Consider the following 13,445-nt stretch of genomic DNA (forward strand, 5'->3'; position numbering starts at 1 on the left):
AACCTGCTTGAAGTCGAATCGGTCAGCGCCGCCTACGGCAATATCCGCGCCCTGCAGGATGTGTCGCTGAAGGTGCCGCAAGGCGCCATCGTCGCGCTGCTGGGCGCCAACGGCGCCGGCAAGTCCACCACGCTCAACGTGATCTCGCGGCTGGTGACGCCCACCGCGGGCAGCGTGCGCTTTGCCGGCGAAGCGATACACCGCCAGCCGGCTGACGCCATCGTCGGCCGCGGCATCGTGCAGGTGCCGGAAGGCCGCGAGATCTTCCGCGAGATGAGCGTGCGTGAGAACCTGGAGATGGGCGCCTACCTGCGCCAGGACCGCCAGGCGGTCAAGGCCGACCTGGACATGGTCTGCGACACCTTCCCGCGGCTGCGCGAGCGCTTCGAGCAGAAGGCCGCCACGCTGTCGGGCGGCGAACAGCAGATGCTGGCCACCGGTCGCGCCATGATGGCGCGACCGCGCATGATCCTGCTGGACGAACCCTCCATGGGCCTGTCGCCGCTGGTGGTGGAACAGATCTTCGACATCGTGCTGCGCCTGAACCGCGAGCAGGGCATCACCATCCTGCTGGTGGAACAGAACGTGAAGCTGGCGCTGTCGGTGTCCAGCTACGCCTACATCCTGGAAAACGGCGAGATCGCGCTGGAAGGCGCATCGGCCGCGCTGGCCAGCGACGAAGGCGTGCAGCGCGCCTACCTGGGCGGCTAGGAGCCAACACACCATGACCCTGATGATGCAAGACAAGCGAGTCCTGGTCACCGGCGCCGGGCGCGGCCTGGGCGCCACCATCGCGCAGGGCTTCGCCCGCGAAGGCGCCAGCGTGATCGTGGCCGACCTCGACCCCGCCCTGGCGCGCGCCAGCGCCCAGGCCCTCGCGGCCGCGGGCGGCCGCGCCATCGACGCCGCGCTGGACGTGACCGACGCCGCCGCGGTGCGTGCCTTCGCCGCCGAATGCGAAGCGCGCCACGGCCCCATCGACGTGCTCGTCAACAACGCCGGCATCTCGGCGCGGGCGCCGTTCGACGATCCGCAGACGCCGCAGATCTGGGAACGCGTGATGAACGTGAACCTGCAGGGCACCTTCAACGTCACCCATGCCTTCGTCGAACAGCTCAAGGCCCGCCGCGGCGCCATCGTCAACCTGTGCTCAATCGTGGCCTACGGCTGCGGCATCTCGACCGCCGGCTACGTGGTCTCCAAGGGCGGCGTGCGCTCCTTCACCGAAGTGCTGGCGCGCGACCTGGCGCCGCACGGCGTGCGAGTCAACGCCGTGGCCCCCGGCCTGATGGAAACCGAGATGACCGCCGGCCAGCGCGCCCAGGCCCATGGCACCGACTGGTACATGCGGCGCGCGCCGATGGCGCGGGCCGGACGCGCCGACGAGATCGTCGGCCCCGTGCTGTTCCTGGCCTCGGCCATGGCCAGCTACGTCAATGGCGTGGTGCTGCCGGTGGACGGCGGCTACCTGGCCGTATAGGAATCGATATGGAACCCCTCAACTCCCTCGGCACCGCGCTGGTCACCGGCGGCGCCAGCGGCATGGGCCTGGCGATCGTCGAGCGGCTGGCGCGCGACGGCTTTCGGGTCGTCATGGCCGACCGCAACGCGGCCCTGGCCGACCAGGAAACCCAGGCGCTGCGCGCGCAGGGCCTGGACGTGGACTACCGCGTGGTCGACCTGGCCGACGAACACGCCACCCGCGCCCTGGTGCGCGAACTGGCGCCGCTGGCGGCGCTGGTCAACAACGCCGGCCTGTTCGACGAACGCAAGTTCTTCGACGTCTCCAGCGACGACTACCGCCGCATGTTCGACGTCAACCTGCTGGCGGTGGCCACGCTGACGCAGGAAGCCGCGCGCGACATGGCCGCCGGCGGCAAGATCGTCAACATCGCCTCGCGCGCCTACCTGGGCGCACGCAACCATCCGCACTACGTGGCCTCGAAGGCCGCGCTGGTCGGCTACACCCGCGCCTCGGCCATGGAGCTGGCGGCACGCGGCATCCTGGTCAACGCCATCGCCCCCGGGCTGATCGACACGCCGCTCTTGCGCAACCTGAGCGCCGAGCGCCTGGCGGCCCAGTTGGCGCTACAGCCCACGGGCCGCGCCGGCCAGCCGCGAGACGTGGCCAACGCGGTGTCGTTCCTGGCCTCGCCGCAAATGGACTTCATCACCGGCCAGGTGATTTTCGTGGACGGCGGCAAGTCGCTGGGCGGGTCGGGAGCATAGGCAGCATGGACAGCATCAAGTGGGACAAGGAAGTCGACGCGCTCGTGGTCGGCTCGGGCGCGGGCGGCATGAGCGCCGCGCTGACCGCCAGCGTCGCGGGCCTGGAGGTATTGCTCATCGAGAAGACCGACCGCATCGGCGGCTCGACCGCCATTTCCGGCGGCGCGCTGTGGATACCGCTGAACGCGCAGACCGAGGCCGCCGGCCATCCGGACAGCTTCGACAAGGTCTGGACCTATCTGCAGGAAACCGTCGGCGCCGCGGCCTCCGACGAGATGAAGCGCGCCTATCTGGACGCCGGCCCGCGCATGATGGATGACCTGGTCGCGCGCGGCTTCCTGCAAGTGGCCGCGCGCACCGCCTCGCCCGACTACTACCCCGATCTGCCCGGCGCCGCCATGGGCGGCCGCTCGCTCGATCCGGTGGAGTTCGACGGCCGCAAGCTGGGCCGCCATTTCAAGACGCTGCGCGATCCGCTCAAGGAATTCACGGTGCTGGGCGGCATGATGGTCAACATCACCGACGTGCGCCACCTGCTGCGCGCCACCCGCGCCTTCGCGTCATGGCGCCACGCCATGAAGCTGGTGCTGCGCTATGGCGCGGACCGCCTGCGCGGCTACCATCGCGGCACCCGCCTGCTGCTGGGCAACGCGCTGGCCGCGCAACTGTTCCACGCCATGCTGGCGCGCAAGGTGCCGTACTGGCTGAACACGCCGGCGCTGGCGCTGCTGCGCGATGCCGATGGCGCGGTACTGGGCGCCACCGTGGAGCATCAAGGCCGGCGCATCAACATCCGCGCCCGCCGTGGCGTGGTCATGGCCACGGGCGGTTTTCCGTGGGATTCGACGCGCCGCCGCCAGACCTATCCCCACCCCACCGACGACTGGTCGATGTCGCCGCGCGACAATACCGGCGACGGCATCCGCCTGGCCGAGGAGGCCGGCGCGGCGCTGGGCCAGGGGCATTCCAGCCCCGCCTTCTGGGCGCCGGTGTCGATCCTGGAACAACCCGGCGGCAAGCGGCTGCACTATCCGCACCTGGTGTGGGACCGCGCCAAGCCGGGGCTGATCGCCGTCAACGGCGCCGGCCGCCGCTTCGTCAACGAATCGACTTCGTACCACGCCTTCGTGCAGGCCATGTACCGCAGCCACGAGCAGGTGCCGACCATGCCGGCCTTCCTGCTGTGCGACCAGCGCTTCATCGATACCTGGGGATTGGGCCTGGCGCTGCCCGGCGGACGGCCGCGCCAGCATCTCATCGATGCCGGCTACCTGCTGCAAGGCGCAACGCTGGAGGCGCTGGCGCAGAAACTGGGCGTGCCGCCCGATGCGCTGCACGCGACTGTCGCGCGCTACAACGAATACGCGGCGCAAGGCCTGGACCCCGACTTCGGCAAGGGGAGCACCGCCTACAACCGCTACCTGGGCGATCCCGAGCACCAGCCCAACCCCTGCCTGGCCCCGCTCGGCGCCGGCCCGTACTACGCGGTCAAGGTCTATGCCGGCGACATCGGCACCGCCTGCGGCATCGCCGCCAATGGCAACGCGCAGGCGCTGGACGCCGCCGGCCAGCCGATTCCCGGCCTTTACTTGGCCGGCAACGACATGCATTCCGTCATGGGCGGCGCCTACCCCGCCCCCGGCATCACGCTCGGACCCGCCCTGACTTTCGGCTGGGTCGCTGGACAACACCTGGCCCGTGCCCAACACTGACGCACCACCCCTGACAAGGACCCTCATGAAGATCTACTTCTCGCCCGCCTCGCCCTTCGTGCGCAAATGCATGGTCATCGCCCACGAACTGGGCCTGGCCGACCGCATCGAGAAACTGCCCAGCGCCGCCGGCCCCGTGGCCCGCGACCAGAACATCATCCCGGACAATCCGCTGGGCCAGGTACCGACGCTGATCACCGACGACGGCCAGCGCCTGTTCGACAGCCGCGTCATCTGCGAATACCTGAACGACCTGGGCAAGGGCGCGCTGTTCCCCACCGGCGCCGCCCGCTGGGCCGCGCTGGCCGAGCAATCGCTGGGCGACGGCATGCTGGGCGCCGCGCTGCTGGCGCGCTACGAAACCGTGCTGCGTCCCGAGCCGCTGCGCTGGGACGGCTGGTACGAAGGCCAGATGGGCAAGGTGCGCGATGGCCTGGCGCTGCTCGAGAAGACCGCCGCCCGCCTGGAAGGCCGCCTGGACATCGGCACCATCACCGTCGGCTGCGCCCTGGGCTATCTGGACTTCCGCTATCCCGATTTCGACTGGCGCGCCGCTCATCCCGCCGTCGCCGCCTGGTTCAAGGCGTTCAACCAGCGCCCCTCGATGCAGGCCACGCTGCCACACGCCTGATCCGCTCCGGTTTGGACGGCCGCCAGGCCTGGAGAACCCGCCGGGCTCCAGGCGCAACGGCCGCCCGGTACGGCGCGCCCCCTTGGGCCCGCCGCTCGCCCCTGGCGCTTGCCAGGGGCTTTTTTTTCTTACAGATCGACATACCGCTGCGCCGACGGCCGTCTATATTGAACTTCCGAGGTCCCCGCCGGACCAACGGGTAGAACCCACAGACCAGGGAGCCCACGCATGAACGTGACCGCCGTCTCCCCCATCGCCCGCGTCGCCCCGCCGTATGCCGCGCGCATCCCGTTGCTGGACGATACACGCCCCGTCTGGGAAGCCGAATGGGCCGCCCGCAACGCCGCCACGCGCCAGGCGCAACGCAGCGCGCAGGCGCAGGCCGCCTGGCAGGCCCAGCGCATCGCCCGCGCTGCCCCGCCGCAGGCCGACGACGCCGATACCAGCCGCGTCGTCGCCAACGCCCCGTCCAAAGCGGTCGCCCTCGCGGCCGCCGCGCCTGCCGCCATCAACGTCGACCAGTTGCGCGACCTGTACGCGGACGCCCGCCTGCGCCGCGCCATCGACGAATTCTCGGCGCGCCCCGATCCGGTGGCGCTGCGCGCCGACAGCGCCAACGACCTCGGCACCATCGAGGGCCTGACGCCGCTGCAACCCTACCGCGTGGCCATGGGCAATCCGCAGGTGCAGGAACTGCAGACCGCCGTGGCCCTGAAGGCCGCGGGCCTGGGCATCCCCAAGGTCGAGAACATCGGCCCCACCGAGAACGTGACCGACCAAGCCCGCTACCGGCCCAACGCGCGCACTTGATTGAACCGCGCAGGCGCAATCCGCGCCTGGCCCCCCGCACGCGACACGAAGGCTCGGGTAGAAACGCCTCGGATAACGCTCACGTGCGCCGCTGCGCCGATCCAGGCAAGAAAAAAGCCGCCCACACGGGCGGCTTGTCGCTTGCCGGACGGCGACGTCCGATCAGTGGAAGAACTCGGCGATCATCGTCGCGCCCAGGAAGGTGCCGGCGTTGGCCGCCAGCGACACCACCACGATCTTCCAGCCCAGCTTGCGGAAGGCCGGCAGGTCCTTCAGGATCGACAGGCCGGCCATCGCCAGGATCACCGTGGTGAACGGCAGGAAGTTGACCTTGTTGACCGCGGCGATGATCTGGTCCGAGTACGGCACCGCGCCGGGGCAACCCACGGTCATGGCGATCAGCGACAGCACCGCCACGGCGGGCAGCTTGGGCACCACGCGCAGCAGCAGGTCGGCGATCACGACCAGCAGGATGATGATCAGCATGCCGGGCAGCGCGTCCAGGATCGGCACCTTGTAGCCGAACTGATTGCCGACCAGGGCGAACAGGCCGCACACGGCGTAGGCCGTCAGGCGGTCGCCGAAGCCCATCTTCACGGCGTGCGACGGCGCCTCGGTGGCGGCCGCGGCATCGGCGGCCGTGTCGGCCTTGCCGCGCGAGAAACGGCCCAGCACCGGCTCCAGCTTGCCGTACAGGAATACGGTCGTCGGCAGCGAGATGAACAGCGTGAAGTACACGCCCACCACCGTGGTCAGCAGGTTGGCGGCGGCGGCCAGCGCGGCAACCTGGTGCGCCACTTCCGGCGTCTGCTGCGAAGCGATGGCGCCCACGCCCGCGGCCATCATGCTGCCCGAGCCCACGCCGGCGCCCATGGCGAGCGAACGCGGATCGAAGATGTTCAGGCTGGTGATGAAGCCGGCCATCAACGCCACGAACAGCGCGCCGATCACGGTGCCGGTGATGTACTCGGCCATCACGCCGCGGCCTTCGGGCGAATTCATGCCATAGCGCTCGCCGATGATCGCCAGGCTGGGCTCGCGGCCCACCGAGAACGTCGCGCCGATCGCTTCGCGCTTGATGCCCAGCAGCAGCGCCAGCGGCAGGCCGATGGCCATGGTGCCGAAGAAATGGCCGAACTCCTGGAACACCAGGGCCCAGCCGGCTTCGCGCACCTGCGGCAGCGAGCCGCCCACCATCAGGCCCAGCTTGGCCAGGAACGGCAGCAGCGCGTATTGCAGGTAGCCGCTGATGCGGGTCTGCATGGCGGTGTCGATACCCGCGTTGGCCGGCAGGCGCTGGCCGAAGGCGGCCACGACCGCGCCGATGAAGATGGCCCAGAGCATGGGCTGCAGAACGATCTTGCCCGGGCCCACCGCGAAGGTGACGCTGCCGATCGCTTCGGACACGAGCACCACCAGCAAGATGGCGACAAGCATGCGGATGCGGCTCGAAAGCGACATGGCGGGCATGGCCAGGCTGGCGCTGGCATGAGACATCGGATTCCCCTGAGTACGTGAGTAGGTATTGGAGCGTCCTGATCGGCGCGTGCGTGGCGCACTCCCCGGGCGCGGCGACCGGTACGGGGGATGGCTCGCGGCGCGAGCAGGCGGCAGCCGAGATTTTCGCCCGGGGGCCGGCGCGCCAACCATGACAGCGCCAGGGCTAATGTGTTGCGTAAAATGCAACGGACGCCCCTGGACAGGGAATTTTTTGCAAGAACCAGCAATATATAAGGGAAAACCCTCAATATGTTGCGGACCGAACCGATGCCTTTGCGCCACGGAGCTTCCCCATGGACGAAAAACTCGACGCCCGCCGCACCCATTACTTCATGCAGGTCATGAGCCGCGGCTCGGTGCGCGGCGCCGCCGAAGTCCTGAACATGGACCCATCCGCCGTCAGCCGCGCCATCGCCGCGCTGGAGCGCGACTGCGGCATGGCGCTGTTCGAACGGCGCGGCCGCGGCGTGGTGCCGACCGACGCCGGCCACATCCTGGCGCGCTACGTGAAGCGCCAGCAGAACATCCAGGAGAGCTTCTTCTCGGAAATCGACAGCCTGCGCAAGGCGGAGCGCGGCCACATCGACCTGGTGCTGGGCGAAGGCTTCGTCGAGCTGATGTTCGACCGCGTCCTGCCGGGCTACTGGCGCAGTCACCCGGAAGTCACGCTGGACATCGACGTGGCCCGCACCTCGGAAATCGTGCAGCGCATCGTCGACGACCAGGCCTACATCGGCCTGGTGTTCCAGCCGCCCAACGATGCGCGGCTGCGCACGCACTATTCGCGCCCCGAGCCGATCCGCGCCATCGTGCGCCAGGAGCATCCGCTGACGCGCCTGCAGCGTCCGCTGCTGCTGACCGACCTGGTCGACTACCCTGGCGCCGCGATGCAGGAAGGCTTCGGCGTGCGCCAGCACATCCAGGCCGCCGAGATCAGCGAACAGGTGCGGCTGCGCAACGTGCTGACCACCTCGTCGTTCAAGGCGCTGTGGCAGTTCGCCGCCACCGGCATCGGTTATGCCCTGACGCCGCCGATCGCCGTCACCGCCGACATGGCCGCGATGCGCCTGGCCAGCCTGCCGCTGGCCAACCCCATCCTCAACCAGGGCAGCCTGCACGTGCTCAGCCGCGCCGGCCGCCACATCTCGCCGGCGGCGCGCGAACTGCTGGATCACATCGTGCGCGGCATCGGCACGCCCGCCGACGCCATCTGATATGGTCGCCAGGGGCCAATCTGCACCTGCCGCGCCCGCGCCGGGGCGGCTACAGTGGGTCCATCCCCTGTCTGGAGACCCGCCATGCTCAGCTTCCTGCGCACGGTCAAATCCGTCCTGTGGGGCTTTTTCGGCGTACGCCGCGGCCGCGGTTACGACGCCGACATCGCCCACAACAAACCCGCGCCGCTGATTCTCACCGGCCTGCTGATGGCCGCCTGCCTGGTCGTGATCCTGGTGCTGGTGGCACGCTGGGCGGTCAACGCCGCGCTGTAGATCGCCACGCGATCTGCAATGACGCCATGGCGTCAATGGGCGGACAGCGTGCCCGCGTAGCCGCGAGACAGCACGCTAGGGCAGCGCCAGCGCCGACATTTCCGTCAGCAACTGCCCGAACGCCCGCACCGCCGGCGCCTGCTGTTCCGTCTGGCGGGAAATCAACCTGAAGTCCGCATGCGTCAACGGCGGCAGGCCGTAGCGGCCGTCGATCACGTCCATGCCTGGCCGCACGTCCTCCTGCGGCAGCGCCGTCACCGCCAGACCCGCCAGCACCGCCGCGCGCAGGCCCTCCTGGCTGGGCGAGGTGAATGCCACCCGCCATTCCAGGCCGGCCGCCTGTAGCGCGTCCACGCCCACCAGCCGGTGCACACAGGGGGATGGCGCGAAGGCCAGCGGGATCGGCTCGTCAACGGGAAAATCAAATGCGTGCGCGGCGGCCCACACGAAGCGCGTGCGCCGCAGCATCGCGCCGCGCTCGGGTTCGCTGGGCAACGCCATCACCACGGCCAGGTCCAGCGCATCCGCCTCGACCTGGGTGCGCAGATCCAGGTAGCTGCCGACCACCACGTCCAGGCGCACCGCCGGAAAGGCGCGCGCGAACCGCGCCAGCAGCAACGGCAGGCGTTCGCCCATGAAGTTTTCGGGCACGCCCAGGCGCACCGCCCCCGCCACCGATGACCGCTGGAAGCGCCGCGCCAGCGCGTCCTGGGCGCGCAGCACCTGTTCGGCGTAGCGCAGGAAGTCCTCGCCGTCCTCGGTCAGCGCCAGGCTGCGGGTGGTGCGGACCAGCAGCGCGGTGCCGGCCTGCTCCTCCAGGCGCCGGATCTGGTGGCTGACGGCCGACTGGCTCAGGTGCAGCCGTTCGGCGGCGCGGGTGAATCCGCCCGCCTCCTTGACCGCGACGTAGGTGCGCAGCAACGCGGTATCGAAGTCCATGGCGTCAACTCATGATGAAAATTAATTAATTCGACGAAATTAAATCATTTCCATCATTTTTAACAGGCTCCCAGAATGAGGTCCCGCGGCGGATTCCCGCCGCCGACCTCTCGTGAGAACCCCGATGCCGCTTTCGATAGCGCAGAAAAATAGCTTTACGCTGGCCGCCGTCTGCCTGGCCGCCCTGATGTTCGGCCTGGAGATCTCCAGCGTGCCGGTGATCCTGCCCACGCTGGAACAGGCCCTGCACAGCGGCTTCCAGGAACTGCAATGGATCATGAACGCCTACACCATCGCCTGCACCACGGTGTTGATGGCTGCGGGCACGCTGGCCGACCGCTACGGCCGCAAGCGCCTGCTGCTGGCCAGCCTGGCGGTGTTCGGCCTGACCTCCCTGGTCTGCGGCTGGGCGCAGGACACCGGCGTGCTGATCGCCGGCCGCGCGTTGCAGGGCCTGTCCGGCGGCGCCATGCTGATCTGCCAGGTGGCGGTGCTGTCGCACCGCTTCCAGGACGGCGCCGCGCGCGGCCGGGCCTTTGGCGCCTGGGGCATCGCCTTCGGCGTCGGCCTGGGATTCGGCCCCGTCATCGGCTCGGCCATCGTGGCGATAGCGAGCTGGCAATGGGTGTTCCTGGCGCACGGCCCGCTGGCGTTGATCGCCCTGGGCCTGGCGTGGAAGGGCGTGGACGAATCGCGCGATCCGCGCCAGCGCAAGCTGGACGTGGCCGGCATCGTCTCGCTGTCAGTGGCGGTGTTCGGGCTGGCCTGGTTCATCACCCAGGGGCCATCGGCGGGCTTCGCCAGCTTGGCGACCCTCGCCAGCCTGGGCGCGGCCATCGTGGCGCTGATCGTCTTCGTGATCGCCGAACGCCGCTGCGCCGACCCGATGTTCGACTTCGCGGTGTTCCGCATCCGCCGCTTCTCGGGCGCGCTGCTGGCGTCGGCCGCCATGAACTTCAGCTTCTGGCCCTTCATGATCTACCTGCCGCTGTATTTCCAGAACGGCCTGGGCTACGGCGGCCTGGGCACCGGCCTGTCGCTGCTGGCCTACACCCTGCCGACCCTGGTGGCGCCGCCGCTGGGCGAGAAGCTGGCGCTGCGCTACCGCCCCGACACGGTGATCCCCGCCGGCCTGTTCGCCATCTGCCTGGGCTTCGCGCTGATGAAATGGGGCAGCGGCGTCGCGCAGGCCAGTTGGCTGACGATGCTGCCCGGCTGCCTGCTGGCCGGCACCGGCCTGGGCCTGATCAACACCCCCGTCACCAACACCACCACGGGCGCGGTGCCCGGCGACCGCGCCGGCATGGCCTCGGGCATCGACATCAGCGTGCGCATGATCAGCCTGTCCATCAATATCGCGCTGATGGGATTGCTGCTGGTCGAAAGCGTCCTGGCGTCGGTGCGCCGCCATTGGCCCCAGGCGCCCGCCGATGCCACGCTGCGCGCCATGGCCGAGGCCCTGTCGGCGGGCAACCTGGGCGATGGCGCCGCGCCGGCCATCCCCGCGGACGTGGCCCGGATCGCGCTGACGCACGGGTTTGGCGATGTCATGCTGTACGGCGCGGCGGCCGTCGGCCTGCTGGCGCTGGCCAGCCTGGCGGCCTTCCGGGGCGCCCGGCCGCGTCACCGGGCCGTCGCCGGGTCCGGCGGCTGAACGCCGCCACGCGGGTGTCTGCCGCAGGCATACGCTTATTACCAGAATGACTTAGACGGTCGAAGCGGCTGCCTGTTACGGTTATGAATCCCCCAGTCCCCGCCTACGGCGGGCCACGCTTGCGGGGACCAGACCGAGAAGACCTCAAGGGCAGTAGACATGTACGTGTATGACCCCGTCGACCAGCAGCTCGTCGAGCAGCGCGTGGCGCAGTTCGCCGACCAGACGCGACGCTTCCTCGATGGCCAGCTCACCGAAGATGAATTCCGCGTCCTGCGCCTGCAGAACGGCCTGTATATCCAGCGCCACGCGCCGATGCTGCGGGTGGCCATCCCCTATGGCATCCTGGCCTCGCGCCAGCTGCGCACCCTGGCGCACATCGCGCGCAAATGGGACCGCGGCTACGGCCACTTCAGCACGCGCCAGAACATCCAGTTCAACTGGCCCAAGCTGGAAGACGTGCCGGACATCCTGGCCGAACTGGCCACGGTGCAGATGCACGCCATCCAGACCAGCGGCAACTGTATCCGCAACACCACCACCGACCACTTCGCCGGCGTCGCGCCGGACGAGCTGATCGACCCGCTGGTGTGGTGCGAGATCATCCGCCAGTGGTCCACGCTGCACCCCGAATTCGCATTCCTGCCGCGCAAGTTCAAGATCGCGGTCAGCGGCGCGGTGCAGGACCGCGCGGCGGTCGGCGTGCACGACATCGGCCTGCAGGCGGTCGAGCGCGACGGCAAGCTCGGTTTCCGCGTCTGGGTCGGCGGCGGCATGGGCCGCACGCCCATCGTCGGCAAGCTGATCAACCCGTTCGTCGAATGGCAGGACCTGCTGACCTACCTGCAGGCCGCGCTGCGGGTCTACAACCTGCATGGCCGCCGCGACAACAAGTACAAGGCGCGCATCAAGATCCTGGTGAAGGACCTGACGCCGGAAGTCTACGCGCAGCAGGTGGACGAACAGTGGCAGCTTATCAAGGGCGGCCCCGACACCATCACGCAGGAATTCGTCGACACCATCGCCGCGCGCTTCATCTGGCCGCAATACGATCCGGCCGCGGCCAACGACACCGACAACACGGAGGCGCTGGCCGCCGCCGACAAGCGCTTCGCCCGCTGGCTCCGCACCAACGTGCATGCGCACAAGACGCCGGGCTACGCCGCCGTCACCGTCTCGCTCAAGGCCACCGGCGTGCCGCCGGGCGACATCACCGCCGACCAGATGGACGCGGTGGCCGCGCTGGCCGATGAATACGGCTTCGGCGAACTGCGCGTGTCGCACGAGCAGAACCTGATCCTGGCCGACGTGCGCCGCGCCCGCCTGCACGAGCTGTGGGGCAAGCTCGAAGCGCTGAACCTGGCCACGCCCAACGTCGGCCTGCTGACCAACATCATCGCCTGTCCGGGCGGGGATTTCTGCGCGCTCGCCAATGCCGTGTCGATCCCCGTGGCCGAGGCCATCCAGCGCCAGTTCGACAACCTCGACTACCTGTTCGAGATCGGCGAGCTGGACCTGAACATCTCCGGCTGCATCAACTCCTGCGGCCACCACCACGTCGGCCACATCGGCATCCTGGGGGTCGATAAGGCCGGCGAGGAGTGGTACCAGGTCACCATCGGCGGCCGCCAGAACGGCGCCGCCAAGCCCCTGCCCGACATCGAATCCACAAAGGGCGGCGGCGCCGCCATCGGCCGCATCATCGGCCCCTCGTTCGCCCGCGACCAGGTGCCGGGCGTGGTCGACCGCCTGATCCGCACCTACCTGGGCCTGCGCGACAGCGAGGAAGAACGCTTCATCGACGTGGTGGACCGCGTCGGCATCGATCCCTTCAAGCAGGACGTGTATTCCGACCCCGCCTTTGCCAAGCCCGCCCAGGAGGCCGCCCATGTCTGAGCCCTACGCCCACGACGCGCCCGGCCCGCACCTGATCCGCAACGGCCGGCTGGAAGCCGACAGCGCCCGTCCCTTCGTGCCCGACCCCGAAGTGGCGGCCGACGGCCAGGTGCCGACCGACGAACCCGGCTGGATCGTGCCGCTGGCCACCTGGAAGGCCTCGCACGCCACGCTGCGGCGCCATCGCCATCCGGTCGCGGTCCTGCTGGAACCGGACGCCGACCTGCGCGACCTGCTGGAAGCCGATGGCACGCTCGATCCGGCCGGCATTGCCTTCATCGCGGTGGACTTCCCCGTCTACACCGATGGCCGCGGCTATTCGCTGGCGCAACTGCTGCGCACCCGCTATCACTGGACGGGCGAGCTGCGCGCGGTCGGCGACGTGATGATCGACACCATCCACTACCAGGCGCGCGTCGGCTTCGACAGCTTCCTGGTCAAGCCGGGCCACGACCCGCACAAGGCGCTGGAATCGTTCAAGACCTTCACGGTGCACTACCAGAAGACCTACCGCGCGCCCGCGCCGGCGCAGGCCTGACGCGCGCAGCCGGCCTCGATGCCATCGAGGCCGGACCGAACCCTTA

At 69.3% G+C, this 13,445-nt stretch carries 13 protein-coding genes; 11 read left to right on the forward strand and 2 right to left on the reverse strand.

Annotated features, from left to right (window positions below; all coding sequences use genetic code 11):
- The first annotated feature begins 3 nt into the window (after nucleotides 1–3).
- From AAID08_RS26420 to AAID08_RS26445, 6 genes are all read left to right on the forward strand, one after another.
- On the forward strand, nucleotides 4–711 hold the full coding sequence (locus AAID08_RS26420) for an ABC transporter ATP-binding protein (RefSeq protein WP_276323525.1): 708 nt from the start codon (nucleotides 4–6) through the stop codon (nucleotides 709–711).
- A gap of 13 nt (nucleotides 712–724) precedes the next feature.
- Complete coding sequence (locus AAID08_RS26425; RefSeq protein WP_175166991.1) at nucleotides 725–1,480, forward strand: SDR family NAD(P)-dependent oxidoreductase; 756 nt, start codon at nucleotides 725–727, stop codon at nucleotides 1,478–1,480.
- 8 nt (nucleotides 1,481–1,488) lie between these two features.
- On the forward strand, nucleotides 1,489–2,229 hold the full coding sequence (locus AAID08_RS26430) for an SDR family NAD(P)-dependent oxidoreductase (protein ID WP_100505097.1): 741 nt from the start codon (nucleotides 1,489–1,491) through the stop codon (nucleotides 2,227–2,229).
- Between the two features lie 5 nt (nucleotides 2,230–2,234).
- The gene (locus AAID08_RS26435) at nucleotides 2,235–3,941 is read left to right on the forward strand and encodes an FAD-dependent oxidoreductase (protein ID WP_395757118.1); all 1,707 of its coding nucleotides are present in this window, start codon (nucleotides 2,235–2,237) and stop codon (nucleotides 3,939–3,941) included.
- Between the two features lie 25 nt (nucleotides 3,942–3,966).
- Nucleotides 3,967–4,572: a glutathione S-transferase gene (locus AAID08_RS26440; RefSeq protein ID WP_395757119.1), complete on the forward strand. Its 606-nt coding sequence runs from the start codon at nucleotides 3,967–3,969 to the stop codon at nucleotides 4,570–4,572.
- A 228-nt stretch (nucleotides 4,573–4,800) separates the two neighbouring features.
- Nucleotides 4,801–5,382, forward strand: coding sequence for a hypothetical protein (locus AAID08_RS26445; RefSeq protein ID WP_054500481.1), 582 nt, complete (start codon nucleotides 4,801–4,803; stop codon nucleotides 5,380–5,382).
- 162 nt (nucleotides 5,383–5,544) lie between these two features.
- Here AAID08_RS26445 and AAID08_RS26450 read toward each other — a convergent pair whose 3' ends face one another.
- Nucleotides 5,545–6,879 (reverse strand): DUF3100 domain-containing protein, encoded by a 1,335-nt coding sequence (locus AAID08_RS26450; RefSeq protein WP_054500480.1) that lies wholly within the window; start codon nucleotides 6,877–6,879, stop codon nucleotides 5,545–5,547.
- Between the two features lie 296 nt (nucleotides 6,880–7,175).
- On the opposite strand from AAID08_RS26450, the gene AAID08_RS26455 reads away from it, so the two are divergent.
- Together AAID08_RS26455 and AAID08_RS26460 are read left to right on the forward strand one after the other, a co-directional pair.
- A complete protein-coding gene (locus AAID08_RS26455; RefSeq protein ID WP_054500479.1) occupies nucleotides 7,176–8,096 on the forward strand; it encodes a LysR family transcriptional regulator in 921 nt (306 codons plus the stop codon).
- 84 nt (nucleotides 8,097–8,180) lie between these two features.
- Nucleotides 8,181–8,372 (forward strand): DUF2970 domain-containing protein, encoded by a 192-nt coding sequence (locus AAID08_RS26460; protein WP_006390012.1) that lies wholly within the window; start codon nucleotides 8,181–8,183, stop codon nucleotides 8,370–8,372.
- A 75-nt stretch (nucleotides 8,373–8,447) separates the two neighbouring features.
- On the opposite strand, the gene AAID08_RS26465 is transcribed toward AAID08_RS26460, so the two are convergent.
- Nucleotides 8,448–9,311, reverse strand: a complete 864-nt coding sequence (locus AAID08_RS26465; RefSeq protein WP_116792963.1) for a LysR substrate-binding domain-containing protein — start codon at nucleotides 9,309–9,311, stop codon at nucleotides 8,448–8,450.
- A 124-nt stretch (nucleotides 9,312–9,435) separates the two neighbouring features.
- On the opposite strand from AAID08_RS26465, the gene AAID08_RS26470 reads away from it, so the two are divergent.
- From AAID08_RS26470 to AAID08_RS26480, 3 genes are all read left to right on the forward strand, one after another.
- Nucleotides 9,436–10,965 (forward strand): MFS transporter, encoded by a 1,530-nt coding sequence (locus AAID08_RS26470; RefSeq protein ID WP_395757120.1) that lies wholly within the window; start codon nucleotides 9,436–9,438, stop codon nucleotides 10,963–10,965.
- Between the two features lie 159 nt (nucleotides 10,966–11,124).
- On the forward strand, nucleotides 11,125–12,861 hold the full coding sequence (locus AAID08_RS26475; RefSeq protein WP_054500477.1) for a nitrite/sulfite reductase: 1,737 nt from the start codon (nucleotides 11,125–11,127) through the stop codon (nucleotides 12,859–12,861).
- On the forward strand, nucleotides 12,854–13,399 hold the full coding sequence (locus AAID08_RS26480; RefSeq protein ID WP_395757121.1) for a DUF934 domain-containing protein: 546 nt from the start codon (nucleotides 12,854–12,856) through the stop codon (nucleotides 13,397–13,399). Before AAID08_RS26475 ends, AAID08_RS26480 begins: the two co-directional genes overlap by 8 nt.
- Nucleotides 13,400–13,445 lie beyond the last annotated feature (46 nt).

It is taken from the genome of Achromobacter sp. EB05, from assembly GCF_044232075.1.
GTDB lineage: Bacteria > Pseudomonadota > Gammaproteobacteria > Burkholderiales > Burkholderiaceae_B > Achromobacter > Achromobacter dolens.